This window comes from Undibacterium sp. TC4M20W (assembly GCF_049340245.1).
In the GTDB taxonomy this organism is placed as follows: domain Bacteria; phylum Pseudomonadota; class Gammaproteobacteria; order Burkholderiales; family Burkholderiaceae_D; genus Undibacterium.
Genome location: NZ_JBMPPI010000004.1, coordinates 116,072 through 134,352, shown reverse-complemented (window position 1 = coordinate 134,352; position 18,281 = coordinate 116,072). Strand labels below are relative to the sequence as shown.

17 protein-coding genes are annotated in these 18,281 nt (G+C 53.1%); 8 read left to right on the top strand and 9 right to left on the bottom strand.

Annotation, left to right across the window (positions count from 1 at the left end; genetic code table 11):
• Nucleotides 1-5: 5 nt before the first annotated feature.
• The 6 genes from ACO0LL_RS06840 to ACO0LL_RS06815 all read right to left on the bottom strand — a co-directional run bounded on the left by ACO0LL_RS06840 (nt 6) and on the right by ACO0LL_RS06815 (nt 7,417).
• Nucleotides 6-2,531, bottom strand: a complete 2,526-nt coding sequence (locus ACO0LL_RS06840) for a glycosyl hydrolase 2 galactose-binding domain-containing protein (protein ID WP_422950137.1) — start codon at nt 2,529-2,531, stop codon at nt 6-8.
• 8 nt (nt 2,532-2,539) lie between these two features.
• Nucleotides 2,540-3,526 (bottom strand): DUF1839 family protein, encoded by a 987-nt coding sequence (locus ACO0LL_RS06835; RefSeq protein WP_422950136.1) that lies wholly within the window; start codon nt 3,524-3,526, stop codon nt 2,540-2,542.
• Nucleotides 3,527-3,533: 7 nt separating this feature from the next.
• Nucleotides 3,534-4,445 carry an amino acid--[acyl-carrier-protein] ligase gene (locus tag ACO0LL_RS06830; RefSeq protein WP_422950135.1) on the bottom strand — a complete coding sequence of 304 codons (912 nt, stop codon included), beginning with the start codon at nt 4,443-4,445 and terminating at the stop codon, nt 3,534-3,536.
• A gap of 10 nt (nt 4,446-4,455) precedes the next feature.
• Nucleotides 4,456-5,625: an acyl-CoA dehydrogenase family protein gene (locus ACO0LL_RS06825; protein ID WP_422950134.1), complete on the bottom strand. Its 1,170-nt coding sequence runs from the start codon at nt 5,623-5,625 to the stop codon at nt 4,456-4,458.
• A 1-nt stretch (nt 5,626) separates the two neighbouring features.
• Nucleotides 5,627-5,866, bottom strand: coding sequence for an acyl carrier protein (locus ACO0LL_RS06820; RefSeq protein WP_422950133.1), 240 nt, complete (start codon nt 5,864-5,866; stop codon nt 5,627-5,629).
• Nucleotides 5,867-6,208: 342 nt separating this feature from the next.
• Nucleotides 6,209-7,417 (bottom strand): ABC transporter substrate-binding protein, encoded by a 1,209-nt coding sequence (locus tag ACO0LL_RS06815; protein WP_422950132.1) that lies wholly within the window; start codon nt 7,415-7,417, stop codon nt 6,209-6,211.
• A gap of 183 nt (nt 7,418-7,600) precedes the next feature.
• Between ACO0LL_RS06815 and ACO0LL_RS06810 the strand changes: the two genes are divergently transcribed.
• The gene (locus ACO0LL_RS06810; RefSeq protein ID WP_422950131.1) at nt 7,601-8,440 is read left to right on the top strand and encodes an SIR2 family NAD-dependent protein deacylase; all 840 of its coding nucleotides are present in this window, start codon (nt 7,601-7,603) and stop codon (nt 8,438-8,440) included.
• Nucleotides 8,441-8,442: 2 nt separating this feature from the next.
• Here ACO0LL_RS06810 and ACO0LL_RS06805 read toward each other — a convergent pair whose 3' ends face one another.
• Nucleotides 8,443-9,615 carry an alpha-D-ribose 1-methylphosphonate 5-triphosphate diphosphatase gene (locus ACO0LL_RS06805; protein WP_422950130.1) on the bottom strand — a complete coding sequence of 391 codons (1,173 nt, stop codon included), beginning with the start codon at nt 9,613-9,615 and terminating at the stop codon, nt 8,443-8,445.
• 280 nt (nt 9,616-9,895) lie between these two features.
• On the opposite strand from ACO0LL_RS06805, the gene ACO0LL_RS06800 reads away from it, so the two are divergent.
• Together ACO0LL_RS06800 and ACO0LL_RS06795 are read left to right on the top strand one after the other, a co-directional pair.
• On the top strand, nt 9,896-10,780 hold the full coding sequence (locus tag ACO0LL_RS06800) for an amino acid ABC transporter substrate-binding protein (protein ID WP_422950129.1): 885 nt from the start codon (nt 9,896-9,898) through the stop codon (nt 10,778-10,780).
• Between the two features lie 18 nt (nt 10,781-10,798).
• Nucleotides 10,799-11,476: a DUF1045 domain-containing protein gene (locus ACO0LL_RS06795; RefSeq protein WP_422950128.1), complete on the top strand. Its 678-nt coding sequence runs from the start codon at nt 10,799-10,801 to the stop codon at nt 11,474-11,476.
• 16 nt (nt 11,477-11,492) lie between these two features.
• On the opposite strand, the gene ACO0LL_RS06790 is transcribed toward ACO0LL_RS06795, so the two are convergent.
• Nucleotides 11,493-12,374, bottom strand: coding sequence for a LysR family transcriptional regulator (locus ACO0LL_RS06790; RefSeq protein ID WP_422950127.1), 882 nt, complete (start codon nt 12,372-12,374; stop codon nt 11,493-11,495).
• Nucleotides 12,375-12,518: 144 nt separating this feature from the next.
• On the opposite strand from ACO0LL_RS06790, the gene ACO0LL_RS06785 reads away from it, so the two are divergent.
• The 4 genes from ACO0LL_RS06785 (at nt 12,519) to ACO0LL_RS06770 (ending at nt 15,542) form a co-directional block, all read left to right on the top strand.
• Nucleotides 12,519-13,163, top strand: a complete 645-nt coding sequence (locus tag ACO0LL_RS06785) for an NAD(P)-dependent oxidoreductase (RefSeq protein ID WP_422950126.1) — start codon at nt 12,519-12,521, stop codon at nt 13,161-13,163.
• 20 nt (nt 13,164-13,183) lie between these two features.
• On the top strand, nt 13,184-14,392 hold the full coding sequence (locus tag ACO0LL_RS06780) for an MFS transporter (protein ID WP_422950125.1): 1,209 nt from the start codon (nt 13,184-13,186) through the stop codon (nt 14,390-14,392).
• An 89-nt stretch (nt 14,393-14,481) separates the two neighbouring features.
• Nucleotides 14,482-14,784, top strand: coding sequence for a hypothetical protein (locus ACO0LL_RS06775; RefSeq protein ID WP_422950124.1), 303 nt, complete (start codon nt 14,482-14,484; stop codon nt 14,782-14,784).
• Between the two features lie 20 nt (nt 14,785-14,804).
• Nucleotides 14,805-15,542 (top strand): alpha/beta fold hydrolase, encoded by a 738-nt coding sequence (locus ACO0LL_RS06770; protein WP_422950123.1) that lies wholly within the window; start codon nt 14,805-14,807, stop codon nt 15,540-15,542.
• Between the two features lie 7 nt (nt 15,543-15,549).
• Here ACO0LL_RS06770 and ACO0LL_RS06765 read toward each other — a convergent pair whose 3' ends face one another.
• Nucleotides 15,550-16,944, bottom strand: a complete 1,395-nt coding sequence (locus tag ACO0LL_RS06765) for a CoA transferase (protein ID WP_422950122.1) — start codon at nt 16,942-16,944, stop codon at nt 15,550-15,552.
• A 119-nt stretch (nt 16,945-17,063) separates the two neighbouring features.
• Here ACO0LL_RS06765 and ACO0LL_RS06760 point away from each other — a divergent pair, with 119 nt between their 5' ends.
• A complete protein-coding gene (locus ACO0LL_RS06760; RefSeq protein ID WP_422950121.1) occupies nt 17,064-18,281 on the top strand; it encodes a citrate synthase family protein in 1,218 nt (405 codons plus the stop codon).

Sequence of the window (18,281 nt, the reverse complement as noted above, 5' to 3'; positions counted from 1 at the left end):
CCCCGCTAATTTACTACAGTAGTCGTACTAATTTCCAAAACCACCCTGACGCCCGTCAGCGCATTCTGTGCCTGCACCTGCCCAACTTTGACAGACTTGCCGTGAATGGCAGCCAGGCGCACTTGCCTGCTGCTGCCAGGTGCCATATGAAAATAATTATCTTCAGGGAGCATGCCAGGGATTTGTATGGATACTGCCTGCACCAGTTTTTTCGTACTCAGATGCAGGATGTGATTACCGTCCGCATTCAAACTGCAATGCGCACGCAAACCCACATCGGCCTGCACTGCGCATTGATGAGCCTGCGGGAAATGGAAATCATTGGCGATGATCTGCTCACTGTCATGCAAAGCAGCCTCCACTACATCATGCCCTGCAGGCCCGAAGCGATAGGCATAATTGGTATCGACAAAATGCGGCAAGAGTGCATAGTCCTGTACTTTGATTGCACTATGTGCTGCCACCTGCACGGCAATGCGGCCATGGGCCACGCGAGTTTCTGACTGCCGGTAGAGATTCAGTTCCAGCTCCCCCTCGAATGCCTGCGGCCCGTCATTGATGACGTGCAGGCAGAGTCCATTCAAACCTTCATCAGTAATGAGCACGGTCAGCGCTGCCATCGCACGCTTCAGATAATAATAGGCCGCCTTAGGTTTGCCATGCGCATCAACGATGCCCCAGCCTGCACCTGGCCGCAGATCGCGCCAAAACCAGATCAGGGCACCATGGCAGGTAGAACCACTGCGACGCCATTCAGCGATGGTTTTCGCCATGATTTCACCGGTCGTAGTACGTGCCAGTGACAGATAGCGTTCACGTTCGGCATAACGCAGGCTCGCAGGATTTACCTTATACAGCTCAGCCATATAGTGATCGCGCACGTCTTCAAAATCCCAGCCTGTGCCATTGTCGCGCGGTACGCCTTGCTTCCATGCCGGATGCGGGCCTGGTGTCTCGCCATTGTTGAGCATGCTGTCAATCAGATCGTCGTCGGGCATATTCGAGAAACCCAGACATTCCGAGGTAAAGCGCACTGCACTGCGGCGTGCATCATCAAGTGGCCGCAGATACGCACCAACACCAAAGTAATGAGCAACACCTGTGTCAAGCTGGAAAGGCATGACACCACCGCTGGGGCTGGAAGGCCAGTATTGCACATCGGGTCTGTATTGTTCACTCAGCGCAGGCAGGGTCTCTGCAAAAAATGCATTACGCCAGAGTTCTGCAGGCTGCCCCAGCATGGCTGCCTGTTGTTCCACTTCGCTATTGCCGCAAACTATGGCAATGCACGGAGAACTCTGCGTGCGCTGCAAGAATTGCTGCACTTCGTTTGTAATGCTGGCGGCAAAAGCCTCATCACTGACCGGGTAATCCATGTTGGCAAACATGCAGTCTTGCCAGACCAGGATGCCGAGCTCATCGCACAGTTTATAAAACGCTGTGGTCTCATAAACCATGGTACCGACCACACGCAGCATATTCATCCCTGCATCGCGCGCCAGTGTCAGCATTTGGCGCAAATCAGTGCTCTCGTTTTGCAGGGAGATGATATCTAACGGCGTCCAGCAGGCACCACGACAAAATAGAGAAACATTATTCACATGCAGATTAAAGTCGCCGTCATGCTGATCAACTCTGATCTGGCGAAAACCGGTGTGACCAAGATCAAAAATCCACTGCTGAGTCGCACAGGAGACATGCAGTTCCAATGCATACAGTGCTGCATCACCATGCGTATGCGGCCACCATTTTTTGACTTCATCTATCTTGCATTGACCTTGGATGCAGTACAGATTTTCATCCAGTTGTTCACAGTCCAGGATAAATTCGTGTTCACCAATGTTGATGGCACAAGCCGATACTGCCTGCTGGCTCTGCACGGTCAATTCAATATTCAGCACAGCATCAGCACCATCGATACTGCTGCTGATATTTTTATTTGTGATGCGTACGGGGCTTTGCAATTCCAGCAGGATGGGCCGGTATGGGCCGACAGGCGCAACCGGTGGTGACCAGCCCGGCATGCGCCCCAACAGACTGGTACGCATCCAGCGCAATTGCTGCTGTTCGAGCAGCCGGGTTTTCCAGCGTGGGCGAGGGCGGCGTTGCGCCAGTTGGGTATTCATGGCCAGAAAGCGCAGGCTCAAACGACCTTTGCCACTGATGGCAAGCGCAGCCAGATCAAGGCTGTGGGCGATGAACATATTCTCGCTGCGCAAAATGAGGCCATCATTCCAGTAAACTTCAACATGGGTAGCCAGGCCTTCAAAATGAAGAAAGGCAGCATTCTCAGGCAAATCCAGATCACAGAAAAACCAGACATCGACCTCATCGAAATTGTCTTTGCCGTATTCAAATTGTCCTGCAGCACGCAGTGCGCTGGCGATAGTACCTGGCACCTGCGCCGGTATTTGATCCGGTATTTGATCCAGTATTTGCGCAGGCAATGTTGGTGGCGACACTGGAGTACCAACAGCAACTTGTACAGCATGCCAGCCAGCAGAAATCGAAATGAGTATTTTGTCTGTCATGTATGCGTTCATCCAGCAGCCAGGCTGCTATCCAGCGCGGCCATGCCCTGCTGCCAATGCATCGCCAGTTGTTCTACCAGCGGTGCCAGATCAACGGCTTTTTTACCCATGACGGCTCTGGCGGTTTTCAACAATAAGGTCTTGGTGACTTCGGAGATGGCATCAAATTCCGCGGCTGCTGCCTCGAATTGCAAAGGCTGGTGTTGTTGCAACCAGCGCAGGTAATGTGCACCCAGGCTGAAGCCAGCACCAAGTTGACGCAGGCAGGCAAATGCATAGGCATGATATGCTGCCATGCCTTCTTCTTTTAATTGTTCTACATCGCGGATAAAGACCGGCAGGAACAGGCTGACAGGGTTATTGCGCGGGCGTCTGGCCAGGTATTTACGCAGGAGGGGTAAAGAGATCGCTGCCAGTTCTGCGTCTGTCTTTTTCTGCACATGATCAAGGCGCACGAACTCGGCAAACAGCGGCATGAATGTCGCATCATGCGGCTTGCCTATCCTGAAGGTTTCTACAAAATCTTCGCCCTGCAATTCATGGTAGCTGCTGTTATGGAAGTAACCGAGCTTGTGCTGCTCAAGGTCAATTTCCTGTATCGCTATGGTGGTCTTGACGTGATTCGTGCGATAGTCGGTACCTGACGTGTCGGGCAGGTAAAACGAATCTGTTTCTGTCAGCACCAGGCGGCCACGGCCCAGCTGTACCGTGGCATTGCTCAGCAAGCCGCGCCAGACATTGAGTTCCTGCACATCTATGCCATACAGGGCAAACAAGTCTTCATGCGGTGGTTTGTAAAACGTCCACTGGTCACCATCAAAATCATTGGCAAACACCATGGGCAGGCATGCCAGTGGGTTCAATCCCTGCGCATGCAAGACTTCTATCCAGACATCAATATAGCAATTGGTTTCTGCCCAGGCACGGTCAGCACCATGCAGGGCATGAGGCTGGTAGTCACTGGCGTTAATCGAAGCTAAAGCGTGAAGACTCATCAGCAGGTCATGACCACAATATGTCGCGGGCAGTCTGTGGCCAGTTTTCTGGCTGCATACCATGCGTCTTGAACAAGGCCATAACGATACGTTCCAGGCCAAAACCCAGGCAGGCGGTATGAGCCAGTTCACCATTCTGTTGATAGATCTCAAACAGCTTGCCGAAATGATCCTGGTGATAATTGAAGGAACATACCGCGGTCGGTTTGGCTTCGAAAATCACTGGCACCAGTACTTCAAACTTCAATTGCTGTTCACGCTGGTTGGCCGCGAGCATGCGGCCACCACGGCCAAAAAAAGGATCAGAGGCGACATCTGAATGCGCAGGCAAACCCAGGGACTTTAAAATATCCAGGCCACGCTGCAACCAGATATCGCGCCAGGCTACGACCATGTCGGGCGTGCCGACACGGACAAATTCACGCACACGGAAAGACTGCATGCGCGTTGGCTCAGGCGAAGGTTCATTCCTGAACACCCAGTTTTGCATATCCACCAGGCGCCCCTCGGCAGGAACAGTACCTGTGAAGCTAGGATACACCGGGTAGCACGCAGCAGGCGTCAAACACACTGCGGTCATGGTTTGCAGATGCGTCCAGGGGCGGCCTTCATGGACGTTTTCCATCAGCTCTTTGTGCTGGGCTTCATTACCGGTAAAGCTGAAAATGGTGCCGGCCAGTTGCGGGAAAGAATCCAGGTATTCGCTGCGTTCCAGCACCTTGCGGTCCAGGCAGGGCGGGAAAGACATCTTGACTGCGCCGTCATCGGCAGCCACGCGGCTGACATAATCATCAAAGCGACGCAGCACATCTTCAAACACCGGGCCGCGGCCAAAAATGCCTTGCACACCGACGGGGATGATATGGCCGGCAGCGACCAGGTCGTCGGTCAGGCCTTCAGGAGAAAAATCGATAGACATGGCGTCCTTCCTAATCGTCTTTAAGTACCAGCAGCAAGTTGGCATTGGTGGCCAGGATGCGGTCATTGCCGACCATGATGGCGGCTGAGTGGGCATCGCGCAGGTGGCGGCTCATGCTGAATTTACTATCGTTCTTGTAGCCAAGGATGCCGCAAATGGACAAGGCCTTGGTCACTATGTTGGGCAGTGCCTGAGTAGCATCGATCTTGAGGTTATTCATTTTCAGTGAATAGCCAATGGAAGTCAGTACACCAACCGCCGCATCATCTGCCACAGCCAAGGTTTCATATTCAGTCAGGCAGGCTTGTACTGAAGTGCGAAGGCTTTGCATCATGCTGACCAGCTCAGCCAGGCGCAAAGCTGTCGGCGGCACGCTGCCTGGATTGGCACGGGCCTGGCCACGCACAAAGGCCCTGGCTTTATTGACGGCTGCTGCCGCACAACCCATCCAGCAGCCACCCCACAGCAGATGCGATACCGGCACCACGGTTTGTGCTGACATGTCACCAAAGGGGACATCAATAATCTGCGCCACATCGCCAACAGAGCTCATGAGGAAGGGCGGGCTACAGGTGCCACGCATGCCCATGGTGTCCCAGCCACCTTTTTGCTCCAGCGTGTAGTCAGCCTTGCGTACCAGTATCAATGATTGATCGCTATGCGCAGCATCAGGATTGCGTCTTGCCGTCACCAGTAAATCATCTGCCTGGGCGCCGTAAGAAATCGTCGTCGCATCCTTGATCAGCTTGAAGCGCTGACCGTCCACCTCCACCGCACAATTACTGCGACGCATTTCTCCACCCACGCCAACCTCAGATGTCACCGAGGCGATCAGATATTGATGGGCAACCAGTTCACGCAAATAATTCTGGTACCAGGGATTATCCAGCGCATGTCTGACTATGCTGATGACCTGTATCTGGTGCATGGCATAAATCATGGCGGTGGCTGCACATTCACGCGCCAGGGTTTCCACGATCTGTACCAGTTCAGTCAGGCCGACACCCGCACCACCAAATTCTGCAGGCACGTAGGCACTCAGCAATTTCTCACGCTTGAGGGCGGTCACGGCTTCGATGGGGAAACGCGCATCCTGATCTACGGCATGAGCATGAGGGGCGGCAAATTCTTTGGCGACCAGCCTGGCCGCCAATATCATGGGAGTGGCCGGGGTATCCATATCATGCCGTCAATTCTTGTATCGCTGCATCGATGGCATTGATGCTTTCAAACACGCTGCGTTTGAGCATGCGGTCGGGGAATTCGAGATCAAAAGCATCTTCCAGTGCCAGCATGACATTCACGCTCGCATGGGATGTCATACCGGCTTCATACAGGTCAGCATCATCTGCCAGGCTATCAATATCGGCAGAAAATTTGCCATGCTCTTTTAATACCTGGCGTATCTGTTCTTTGCTCATAGTGACCTTTCTTATCTTTTTTAGCGAACAAATTTTTTCGGAATTAATTCACAAATAATTCGCAACCGCACTTGAATGGCACACCTGTCGCAGGAAAAGAACTGAAGGAAACATTCTAATCCATGGCCGCAATGAGACAGCAGCGGGCATGCCTTAAAGTTAACAGGATAGCCGAATGCCTATACAACCGAAGTTAAATTTGGTTACGTTTTACTTGCCAAGAAGAAAGAGAAAATACATAAAACTCTGCACTGAAAATTATCCGCCCCACCTGCGTCTGCAGGGGGACGGACAAAGAAAACCTGAAGTCGGCCTATACAATAAAACTGCAGAAAAAACGGCTTATTTGGTACGCAGGATCAGGCTGTTATTCGCATCTTCCTTGTATGCATACGAGACCTTGCCACGCCTGATTTCTCCTATGAAAAGCATGTTCCTGGCGACTGCTTCATGGTCGTTTTTCGAGAACGGTTTTTTATAGCGCGAGATGACGGTGGAAGTAGTGTCGTACTTCATGTCTTCGAGTGCCATTTTGATCTTGTCACCATCCGTAGAATTTGCCTGCATCAATGCCAGGGTCAGCATTCTCAGGGCATCATAAGTCTGTGCGGCTGATACAGCAGACGGGATGGATTTAACATTATTTATACGGAAGTAGTTGAGCACGAATTCATTACTGCGGCTGCTGGCGTCATTTTCTATGAAGGTAACCGGCATGCGCGCACCTTCGGCATTATTCCCTGCGAGTTCAACAAAGCTGCGCTGCGAAAGGGTCCAGGAACCTGTCAGCGGCACATTGAACTTGATCTTGCTCATGCCATTGGCAACCATGGCAGCCTCAGAACTAAGGCAGTACAGCATAACCACTTGCGCACCGGCCTGCTTGGCCTTGGCCAGTTGTGCGCTCATGTCCTGGTCGCCAACCTTGAAGCTCTCGACCGCGACGGGCGTGATTTTGCGACTCTGCAATTCAGCCAGCAGGTTTTCCTTGCCAAAGCTGCCGTAAGGGCTGTCATCATGCAGGATGGCGATTTGGGTGAGCTTGCGCTTGTCGATGACGTCTGCCAGTATTACTGATGGCTGCAGATTATCACTACCGGCGAGACGGAATACATAACTGTCAGGTATGGCTGGTGGCATGAATTGCTTGGTCACGGCAGCACCGGTGGCAGCGCTGATGATGAGCGGCTTTTTACTTTCCTGAAAAACCTTGGCCGCCTGCAGCACGACACCGGTATTGGCATAGCCGACTACAGCAACGACTTTTTCCTTGTCTATCAGTTCTTTTGCCATGGCGGCACCGATTTCAGGCTTGGCCTGATCATCACGCTCGACCAGTTCTATGCGCCGCCCCATGACACCACCTATCTGGTTGATGTCTTGCAGGAACACCCTGGCACCACCGCGTATGCTTTCGCCCATATCGGTAGAAGACTTGCCGGTAAACGGACCTATGATGCCTATGCGTATAGGTGCTTCTTCAGCTTGAGAAGTCGCTGGCAAGGCCAGTGTCAGAAAAAGTCCGGCTATGAGTGCAGAAGTAATACGCATACCTGAGTCTCCAAAATAATTGTCTGTTTGCAACAGTTTGCATCAACTTGGCCTGTTAAGTATCAGATTTTCATGCTTGCTTACAATTTTCAGACAGACTTGCCTGAAATTAAGAGAAATGGCACATTACGCAGGCAGGCTTGACTTATTCGTCTATTGAAGCACCTTTCCCCAAAATTCATCATGCATCCAGCCCATCTGATACATCAGGCAGCAGAGCTCATCATCCAGGCAGACAGCCTGGTGATTGCGGCTGGTGCAGGCATGGGTGTCGATTCTGGCCTGCCCGATTTTCGCGGCAGCGAAGGCTTCTGGAAGGCCTATCCGGCGCTGGGTCAGGAAGCCATCCCCTTCTATGAAATTGCCAACCCGGCAGCTTTTCGCCGCCGCCCCCTGCAAGCCTGGGGGTTTTATGGGCACAGGCTGGCGCTCTACCGCGAGATCCGTCCCCATGCGGGTTTTGACTTGCTAAGGCAATGGGGAGCCAGCAAACCCCATGGACTAAGCGTATATACCAGCAATGTAGATGGGCATTTCCAGCAAGCGGGCTTGGAAACCGCGCTGATCCATGAATGCCATGGCTCCATCCATTATCTGCAATGCCTGCTACCTTGCCGTGACAGCATCTGGCAAGCAGATCAGTTTATGCCAGAAGTCGATGAAGTCAATTGCCAGCTTATAAATACTGCACCGGTCTGCCCGCATTGTGGCGGCATGGCCAGGCCGAACATCCTGATGTTTGACGATGCCGACTGGAATTCACAAAGGCAGCAGCAACAGGCTGAGCGGCAATCAAACTGGCTGAGCAAGGTCAAACTTCCGCTGGTCATAGAAATCGGGGCAGGCACGGCTGTGCCCAGCGTGCGCAATTTCAGCCAGCGCATGCAAGCCCATTTTGGCTGCCGCCTGCTGCGCATCAACCTGCGCGAACCGCAAGTGCAGTATGCCCAGGATGTAGGCCTGGCCATGGGTGCGCTGGAAGCACTCAGTGCGATACAGGCAGTGCTGCAGCAAGAACAATAAACTCAGGCGATTTGCCTGCCGTCACGCCATGCTGCAATGACGACGGGCAAGTTATCCAGCATGCGCACGCGGATAAAATCTGCCTTCAGGCCTACTGCGATCTCGCCCCTGTCATGCAAGCCCAGTGCCCGTGCAGGGGCACGGCTGACGGTGGCAATTGCCTTGGGTAAATCATAGCCATCTTCCTGCAACATGAAGGCGGCCTGCAGCAAACTGGCCGGTACATAGTCGGAAGACAGGATATCAAGCAAATCATGTCTGGCCAGCTCACCCGCCGAGACATTGCCTGAATGCGAGCCACCACGCACACGGTTAGGGGCGCCCATGACGATGGCCAGGCCTTGCTGCCGCGCCATTTGCGCCGCCAGCAGGCTAGTCGGAAATTCTGAAATACTGACGCCGTCAGCTACGCCTTCATGCACGTGTTCTGCGGTCGTATCATCATGTGAAGCCAGCGGGATGGGATGTGCATGCTGCTGGCATCGCTGTATGACGAGCTGACGGTTTTCAGCCACATGCCGTTGCTGGCGTTCCAGCAATATGCCCAGCATCTTGTCGACTTTCTGTTCACTCCAGCCACGCTTGCCAGTGACATAAGTACGGTAATGCGTGAGATCTGTCCATTGACGCTGGCCGGGTGTGTGGTCCATCAGCGATACCAGTTTGAGCCTGTCATCCTGCAGGAAGGGAGAAAAAAGGTGCAAGAGATCCGGCTCTGCCAATTCGAGACGCATATGCAGGAAATGTTCTGCACGCAATAAACCCGCCTGCTGCGCAAGCCGCAAGCCTTCTACACAGGGTTTCAGGGTTTGCATGCGCACACTGTCGGGGTCGATATCACCCACCGCTATCGCATCAAGCACGGTAGTAATGCCCGAGGCTGCAATTTGCGCATCATGGGCGAGTATCGCGGGCATCACAGGCCAGTGCACCTTGGGACGTGGCATCAGGTGCTTTTCCATATTGTCGGTATGTACTTCAACCAGGCCGGGCAACAGATAATCACCCTGCCAGTCTTCACCTGCCAGACCTGCTGCACCATCAGCCAGTTCACTGATCTTGCCATGGCTAAAGAGCATGGAACCACTAAACATGCGATCAGCAGTGACGATGCGCGCGTTGCGTATTGTTAACATTGCGCTGGAAAGGGAACTGGAATCAGTTGAAAAATTCATGGTGATAATGTGCTGTCAGTATGCCGTCACCTTAGCATGATTTTGCCCATGAGCCAGCAAGGCCAGACACCATCACGGTTAGTTCAGCAATCCATATCAAGAAAACATCTTGTTAGCTGAATCATCACATTTAAGCAATATAATTTTACCTTTTTTACTAAATCTTGTTTAGCTGATGCGCCTCAATTTCATACTTTGTCTTGTACCATGACTGTTACAGTCGATTTGCAAGATGCGTAAACTCTCGATGTTGATCACATAATAACGGGTGGAAAATATGATGCGAAAAGCAATTGGTGGCATGACCGCCATGATGTGCCTGGCCCTGCCCCTGCTGGCACAAGCAGGCGATACGATAGGCAAAATACGCAAAACCCAGACCCTGGTGATAGGTATCCGTGAAACTGCACCATTTTCATACACGGATGAAAACAAGCAACCTCTCGGTTATTCGGTAGATCTGTGTCTGAAGGTGGCAGAAGCCATCAAAAAAGAACTCAAGATGCCAGCAATGAAAATACAGTTTTACTCTGTAGATTCAACCACCCGCTTCAGCGCCCTGCTGGAAGACAAGATAGACCTGGAGTGCGGCAGCACCACCAATAATGCAGAGCGACGCAAGAAAGTCGCATTCACCATCCCGCATTTCTTTTCCAGCGTGCGCGCACTGGTCAAAGCCGACAGCGGCATCAAGAACTGGCCCCAACTGCGTAACCGCACCGTTGTCACCACCAAGAGCACCACCACCGTCAAATTGCTCAATGACAGGAACGACACCAGCTCACTGAACATCAAACTGGTAGAAGGTAATAGTGACCAGGATTCTTTCAAGATGGTCGAAGAAGGCAAGGCAGACGCCTTCCCTATGGATGACGTCTTGCTGTACAGCCTGCGAGCAGAATCGAAGGCACCGGCATCTTTCGCCATCGTTGGCGACCCTCTGTCTATCGAGCCCTACTCCATCATGATGCGCAAGGATGATCCGGGCTTCAAGAAGATCGTTGATAGCGAAATGCTGAGGCTCATCCATGACAATGAAATCTACCGCATCTATGAAAAGTGGTTTACCAAACCGATACCACCGAAGAACATCAACATGAATATGTCCATGGGCTTCTTGCTCAGGGATTCTTTGCGCTTCCCTACGGATCAGGTTGCTGACTGATCTACGGTAAAAACAGGCATGACAAGATATGCCCTGTATTTTGCCCCTGAAGCAAGATGGTGGCAGCAAGGCAGTAACTGGCTGGGGCGCGATGCAGCCAGCGGCCAGTTACTAGCCCAACCCACTATTGCCGGCCTGGATGCACACTTGCAGCGACAACTGAGCAGCGACGCACGTCGCTATGGTTTTCATGCGACGCTGAAAGCACCTTTCCAGCTTGCTGACAGCCTGACCGAGGCTGACTTGCGCCGCGTCCTGCAAGAATTTTGCGCACAACAAAGCATCATCCAGATAAATGCGCCACAGGTGCAATGGATGGGTAAATTCCTGGCCTTGCGAGCTACTGGTGACCAGGCTGCGCTGAATGATTTTGCCTTTGCCTGCGTGCGCCACTTCGATCATTTTCGTGCTCCCATGAGTGAGGCTGAACTGGCACGCCGACAGAAAATGCCATTGAGCGCCCCACAAAATGAATTGCTGCTGGAATGGGGCTATCCGTATACTGCAGAAGAATTCCGCTTCCACATGACGCTGACGGACAGGCTGGATGCAGGGGCAATTGCAGACAGTCTGCATGCTGCTGCGATCCAGCATTTTAGCCTGTCAGAACCACTGGTCATTGATGGCATTGCCCTGTTTATAGAGCCTGAAGCTGGCGCAGATTTTGAGCTGCTGGCGCGCTTCCCATTTGGCTAAATCGCGAATATCTCCTTCACATTGCGTATCTGGCGACATGCTCAGCCAATAAGGCCAGCGCATGGCGCACCTTGGCAGGCTGCTCATCACGACGTGGCGTAATCGCATGCATTACCAGGTCAGGCAATTTCCAGTCCGGCAACACCGCTACCAGGCTGCCATTCGCCAAAGCCTGGTGGTCATCTTCACTGACTGCAATGCTGATCCCCCAGCCAGCTACACATAGCGCATGCAGGGCAGTGACCTGGGTAGCCCTGATTCTGACTGGCAGCTTCATTTCAATGTTGGCCTTGTCTGGCCCTGACAACTGCAAATGACGGGTAGGTGCGCCACCGAGCCAGACATGTTGCTCCAGGTCCTGAGGATGCTGCGGCCAGCCATGTTCATTCAAATAGGCGGGCGCTGCGCATAACTGGGCAGACATGCTGCCCAGCTTGCGTGCCACCAGACTGGAATCAGGGAGATTACCTACCCGCAGCGCAATGTCTATACGTTCATCAATCAGATCGACCACGGCATCATCCACCAGCAGGCACAAACTCAGCTTCGGATATTTTTGCAGCGGTGCCAGCGCTTGCGCCAGCATGCCACCAAAGCCTATCGGTGCGGCGATACGCAATTCTCCCTGCGGCTCATCCCTGTGGCGAGCCAGCGCCTGTTCGGCAGAACGGGCAGCGGCCACCATGGCGGCGCAGCCTTCAAAGTAGCGCGCACCTGCTTCTGTCAGCGTCAGTTTGCGGGTTGAACGATGCAATAGCGACAAACCCAGGTCAGCCTCCAGCGCGCGCAAATGCTGGCTGACTGCAGACGGCGTCATACCCAGCTTGCGGGCGGCACTGGTCAGCGAACCTGCGGTAACCACTTCGGCAAACAGGGCCATGCGTTTGTACTGTTCCATCTTTACTCCCAGACAATCCTTCAAGAAGCCATCAACAAGCTATCAATTTATTAGTACAACTTCACAGTGTTAGTGATTTTGACTATCTATTCAATAAATGATGAAGCATTCACACTATAAACTATACACACAAAGGAGTTTCAAATGAAAATCGCGTTAATTGGCGGCACCGGTTTTGTAGGCACACCCGTTTTGGCCGAACTGCTGAGCCGCGGCCATGCAGTCACCCTGCTGGCACGCACACCATCCAAAGTAGCGGCGCAAGCCGGTCTTAGCGTGGTAAAGGCAGATGTGCTCGATGCGGCGCAGGTCGCACAGGCAGTAGCGGGACAAGATGCCGTGGTCAGCGCCTACAATCCGGGCTGGGGCGAAGCGCAAATCCACGATCTGTTCCTGCAGGGCACGCAAGCCATCTTTACCGGCATCAAACAGGCAGGTGTCAAACGCTTGCTGGTGGTGGGTGGCGCAGGCAGCCTGTTCGTCGCACCTGGCGTGCAACTGGTGGATGTGCCTGAATTCCCGGCGGAATACAAACAAGGCGCACTGGCAGCCAGAGAAGCCCTGAACCTCATCAAAAAAGAAGATTCACTGGAATGGAGCTTCCTGTCGCCACCGATAGGCCTGGCCCCTGGCGAGCGTAGCGGCCAATACCAAGTAGGTGCAGACAATCTGCTGCCGGGCGTTGGTGATGCACCTGCGGGCATATCTGTGCAGGATCTGGCTGTTGCTATCGTGGATGAACTGGAAACACCGAAACATATTCAGAAGCGTTTCACTGTTGCCAATTAATTTTCTTCTGATTGCCTATCATGCCCACCACACCCAACGCAATGCCGACTACACCAGCATCAGTGAGTGCCAAAGTTGCTGACAATACTCAGCGCAAATTTTTATATGCAGTCACTGCGCTGGGGCTCGGTGCATTCGCGATAGGCACAGGTGAATTCGCCATGATGGGCTTGCTGCCGGAAGTAGCCAAAGACCTGGCAGTATCCATACCAGAGGCTGGCCATGTCGTCACTGCCTATGCCTTTGGTGTGGTCATCGGTGCACCCATGTTTGCCGTGCTGACAGCCAGCTGGCCGCGCAGGACTTTGCTGATCGCCCTCATATTGCTGTTCGCAGCAGGTAATTTTGCCGGGACATTGACTACCGACTTCCTCTCGCTGAATATCGTGCGCTTCATAGCTGGCCTGCCGCACGGTGCTTACTTTGGTGTCGCCACGCTGGTCGCCGCCAATATGGTAGCACCACACAAACGCGCCACTGCAGTCGGGCTGGTGATCCTGGGCCTGACCAGTTCTACCCTGCTTGGCGTACCTGTAGCAACCTGGCTGGGGCAGACATGGGGGTGGCAGACTGCTTATGTTTTTGTCGCCTCGCTGGCGGTAATCAGCAGCGTGGCGGTGTATTTCGTCGTACCGAATGCACCCGCAACAAAAAACGCGAATCCCAGAAGTGAACTGGGTGCACTGGCCAATAAGCAAGTCTGGTTGACACTGGGCATAGGTGCAGTCGGATTTGGTGGCATGTTTGCCGTGTTCAGCTATATCAAGCCGATACTTACGGAAGTAACGAAACTGTCTGCTGGCGTCATCCCTTTGATACTGTCACTGTTTGGTGTAGGTATGGTGGTGGGCAGTATGCTGGGAGCACGTCTGGCAGACAAAAATCTGCTGCGTTCCATCGCTGTACTGCTGCTGTGGAATGCTGTGGTTTTAGGTGGTGTTTCTTTCGCGATGAGCTACACAATATCAGCCATCATCTGGGCATTCTTGTTAGGTACCCTGGTCGCTATCGGACCTGCCTTGCAGATACGCCTCATGGATGTGGCAGGTGATGCACAGACTCTGGCCGCTGCCCTGAATCACTCTGCTTTCAATGTCGCCAATGCACTCGGTGCCTGGCTGGGTGGCGTAGTCATCACGATGGGATATGGCTGGACCTCCACCGGCTGGCTGGGTGCCTTGCTGGCTGTGGGTGGACTGGCGGTCTTTGGGCTTTCGATCAAAAAATAGGCCCGGTATCCAGCGCGCCCAAAAGCAGTCTACAATGAGAACAGAGAAATGGAATAAAGTCCGGCTCGCTATTTTCAAGGAGAGTGCACATGTCCATCACACCAGAGCAACTGCAAGAACTGATGAAGGAAGTGGAGCAGGAAGACCCGATAGATTTTGCTGACCTGCCCTTTGAAGAAGATGAGCTGCGCGCCATCACCGCCCAGCATCTGTGCGACATGGCCGATGCGATGGAAAATTTCAGCAATGAAGACAGGCAGGTCACCTTGCTGGCAGTCGCGGCAAAGCTGGTGCTGGAAAATCTGGTCTTGCATGTACAGTTACTGCGCCAGCATGACATACCGGTGAGCCAGCAAGTCAGCAATCTTTTGCAAAACATTAAAAAGAAATAATTCATCCATCATTAAACCGCATGCCAGAATCCACACTCGCTGATACCAGACCAGCACGCCAGTTCCTGCTCATCCCCGGCTTCATGTGTGATGCTAGTTTATGGAAGTTTATGTTGCCCGGGTTTGAGCAACTGGGACAAGTGCATTTCGCCGATTTGAATGAGGGAAACAGCATAGAGGATATGGCGACACGCCTGCTCCCGGTATTGCCAGACAAGGCCATCATCATCGGTTTTTCTCTGGGTGGCTATGTAGTACGCCATCTGACATGGTTGGCGCTTCAGCAAGGCAAAGCTATAAGCGGCCTGGTCTTGCTGAACACCTCAGCGCGCGCCAGCACAGCAGATGAAGACAATAAAAACCGTCAGCAAATCAAGCTGCTCGAACACTATCCCTACAAGGGCCAGACCATGACAGCCCTGCGCCGCGCCCTGCATCCTCAGCGTCAGGATGATGCCGTCATGCTGGCGCATTTGCAGGCCATGTCACTGGCGCTTGGCAAGCAGGTCTTTTTGCAGCAACTGTCCATAACTCGTGCAGATGGTCACCATGAACTGCCTGAAATTACTTGCCCTGCGCTAGTCGTCGCCAGCAGGAATGACCAGATGCGCAGTCTTGCGGAATCAGAAAAACTGGCAAACGGATTGCCTCATTCCACACTGCATATTGTCGAAGATTGCGGCCATATGTCGCCATTGGAAAAAGCGCCAGAACTCATCACCACATTGCATGGCTGGCTGCAGCAACATGAAATTTGAGTCTCAATTATGGCAGCCAGACTGGCGCATGCTGCCCAAGTGTAGGCGCAGGTAATGCAAAATGCGCGGGTGTCAGGCTCATTTTTTCTACCGGCGCAATCGCCTGCATCTCGCCAAAACCTGAACTTGAAGCCTGCAAGAAAGCAGTGATTTCTTCTGGCCGCAATTCTGCAGCATCTTCATGCAAACCACGTCTGGGCATGGCTTGCAGCCATCGGCCAGTTTGCGCCAGCGAGACCCTGACTTGCCAGCTACCACCTTCTACAGCACGTTTTTGCAGAGCAAGCATGGTCGCATACGCCAGCAAATAACCAGTTGCATGATCAAGTACCTGGAAGGGCAGCTTGCCTGGCGCTGCATTGCCTGCCGCCCGCCCTTCCGCATCGGCAATGCCGCTGGCAGATTGCACCAGGCTGTCAAAACCACGACGGTTTGCCCAATGGCCGACATGACCATACGCCGACAGGCTGACGTGTATCAGGCCCGGATTCAATGCGCATAATTCTTCCGCAGAATAACCAAGACCAGCGATAGCGCCGGGACGGTAAGCCTGCATGAAGACATCCGCACCGCGTATCAGTTCATGTAATTTTTGCCGCGCTTCAGCGTTTCGCAAATCCAGTTGTGCTGAACGCTTGCCACGGCCAGTATCGAGCACCAGCGGCATGATATTCGGCAGATGTGCGGCACTGATTGTCAATACATCAGCACCATGTTGTGCCAGTGTACGCGCACCTACGGGAGCGGCAATCACTCTCGACAAGTCCAGCACACGTACACCACTCAGAGGGCGCTGCCCGCCTTGCTGACCAATAGGTACGACGGGGCCATCAGCTATTTTCCTGACTTCAAACAATGGCAATTCAGCGATGGCCTGCGCCTGTGGATGTTCCTGCCACTCCTGCTCTGTACGTATCATGGCGGCACACATGTCTGCATCGGCAAGCACCTGCTCCAGCTCAGCTGCTTTCCAGCCCTCAATGGCTTTGGCGACTGCGGCGCGCTCTTCTGCGCATTGCAGGATCGCCAGTACACCATCACGATGATGCGGGAAGTTGGTGTGCAATTGTATCCAGCGGCCATCCCCGGCCTGGTAATAACCGGCTATCTTGCTCCATGGGTCATCAGCAGGTTTGCCATTGATGCTGAGATAGCGGTCGCTCTTGAACATGGCCAGGGCGTGCCTTCTGTCTATCGTGATTTTTTGCGCAGTACTACCACGTGCCTGCCATAGTTGCGCAGCCATCAGGGCTTGCAAGGCTATGCTGGCAGCGGACACATCACCGACTGGGAATGTCGATGGTAATTGCGCGCCATCACCACTGAATGTTACTTGCTGCAAAACCTCTGGCTCACCACCGCCCATTTCCCACAAGGATGCCAATAATGCTGCTGCCGACATGATGCTCTCCCCAATAAAATCAAATTAGCGCACAATGCGATAAACCGTCCATGCAAGCAGTCTAGGATCTGTGTGTGGACATGGTCAATCTTGATTCTGCCTATCAATATAAATTAATCGTGGATAACACTCTCACTGCCAGACAAGCCGCCGAGTTACTCGGCATCAGCCTGCCGACCTTGTATTCCTATGTCAGCCGCGGCTTGCTGCAATCGCACCAATCCCAGGGACAAAGAGCAAAACGATACGTGAAGGAAGAAGTATTGCGTCTGCTGGCACGTACCAATGATAGCAAGCGCGCAGGTGGCGCTGCCGAATCAGCGATAGACTGGGGAGTGCCAGTACTGGAATCCCGGATTACTCAGGTAACAAATGGCAAGCTGTATTACCGGGGGCATGCCGTCACTGAACTCGCGGGCACACATACGCTGGAACAGGTTGCGTTGATTTTATGGTGTAGCGACACAAGTCCTTATCTTCCTGAATTCTTGCTGACTGATGTAATGACGCTATGGCCAAAACTATTGGATTTGACGTCGCATCTTCCACCCTACGAAAGAGCCATCAGCATCTTGCCCCTGCTGACTAAAACAGTAGAGGAAATACCCGACATTGATGCCCATCAAACAGCCATGCTATGGATGCACCTGACCGCAGCAGCGCTATTGGGTGTCGCACCTGACCATCAGGCCTTTCATCAAAAGCTTGCAGCAGCATGGCGGTTGAATGAGGAACAAACAGAACTGGTACGCGCAGCCCTGGTTGTCAGTGCAGACCATGAATTGAATGTATCGACGTTTACCGTGCGTTGCGTTGCCTCGGCAGGCGCGAACATGGGCATGGCATTAGTGGCAGGACTGGCTGCACTCTCAGGCCCCAAACACGGTGGTGAAAGTCTGCGCGTCAGCCGCATGTTGCGTGCCGCACTGGCGACACCACCAAATGACATAAGCAGCTTCTTGTCAAAACATCTGCATAAGCATGATGCGCATCAGCATTTCTCACCCAGGCTACCGGGTTTTGCTCATCCGCTTTACCCTGATGGCGACCCACGCGGTGCGCTACTGATGAACATGCTGGACAGGAACAAACATGCAGCCTTGTTTGCCGTGGCAGATTTGGCAGAAGACCTGACAGGGCAAAAACTGAATATAGACTTTGGTCTGGTCGCTGTTGAAATTGCCTGCCAGTTACCGCCAGGTACAGCGCAAATCCTGTTTGCACTGGGCCGCACAGCAGGATGGATAGCCCACGCAATGGAACAAATAGAAACCGGTCAACTGATACGCCCGCGTGCCAGGTATGTTGGCAAGTTTCCTGACACTGGTGCCGTATAG

What these genes read in the sequence shown, in the direction of transcription:
- ACO0LL_RS06765 (WP_422950122.1), bottom strand. Translation starts at nt 16,944, where the DNA reads ATGTCGGCAGCAGCATTATTGGCATCCTTGTGGGAAATGGGCGGTGGT.
- ACO0LL_RS06770 (WP_422950123.1), top strand. Translation starts at nt 14,805, where the DNA reads ATGCCAGAATCCACACTCGCTGATACCAGACCAGCACGCCAGTTCCTG.
- ACO0LL_RS06830 (WP_422950135.1), bottom strand. Translation starts at nt 4,445, where the DNA reads ATGTCTATCGATTTTTCTCCTGAAGGCCTGACCGACGACCTGGTCGCT.
- ACO0LL_RS06775 (WP_422950124.1), top strand. Translation starts at nt 14,482, where the DNA reads ATGTCCATCACACCAGAGCAACTGCAAGAACTGATGAAGGAAGTGGAG.
- ACO0LL_RS06805 (WP_422950130.1), bottom strand. Translation starts at nt 9,615, where the DNA reads ATGAATTTTTCAACTGATTCCAGTTCCCTTTCCAGCGCAATGTTAACA.
- ACO0LL_RS06835 (WP_422950136.1), bottom strand. Translation starts at nt 3,526, where the DNA reads ATGAGTCTTCACGCTTTAGCTTCGATTAACGCCAGTGACTACCAGCCT.
- ACO0LL_RS06785 (WP_422950126.1), top strand. Translation starts at nt 12,519, where the DNA reads ATGAAAATCGCGTTAATTGGCGGCACCGGTTTTGTAGGCACACCCGTT.
- ACO0LL_RS06795 (WP_422950128.1), top strand. Translation starts at nt 10,799, where the DNA reads ATGACAAGATATGCCCTGTATTTTGCCCCTGAAGCAAGATGGTGGCAG.
- ACO0LL_RS06820 (WP_422950133.1), bottom strand. Translation starts at nt 5,866, where the DNA reads ATGAGCAAAGAACAGATACGCCAGGTATTAAAAGAGCATGGCAAATTT.
- ACO0LL_RS06780 (WP_422950125.1), top strand. Translation starts at nt 13,184, where the DNA reads ATGCCCACCACACCCAACGCAATGCCGACTACACCAGCATCAGTGAGT.
- ACO0LL_RS06800 (WP_422950129.1), top strand. Translation starts at nt 9,896, where the DNA reads ATGCGAAAAGCAATTGGTGGCATGACCGCCATGATGTGCCTGGCCCTG.
- ACO0LL_RS06825 (WP_422950134.1), bottom strand. Translation starts at nt 5,625, where the DNA reads ATGGATACCCCGGCCACTCCCATGATATTGGCGGCCAGGCTGGTCGCC.
- ACO0LL_RS06840 (WP_422950137.1), bottom strand. Translation starts at nt 2,531, where the DNA reads ATGACAGACAAAATACTCATTTCGATTTCTGCTGGCTGGCATGCTGTA.
- ACO0LL_RS06815 (WP_422950132.1), bottom strand. Translation starts at nt 7,417, where the DNA reads ATGCGTATTACTTCTGCACTCATAGCCGGACTTTTTCTGACACTGGCC.
- ACO0LL_RS06810 (WP_422950131.1), top strand. Translation starts at nt 7,601, where the DNA reads ATGCATCCAGCCCATCTGATACATCAGGCAGCAGAGCTCATCATCCAG.
- ACO0LL_RS06790 (WP_422950127.1), bottom strand. Translation starts at nt 12,374, where the DNA reads ATGGAACAGTACAAACGCATGGCCCTGTTTGCCGAAGTGGTTACCGCA.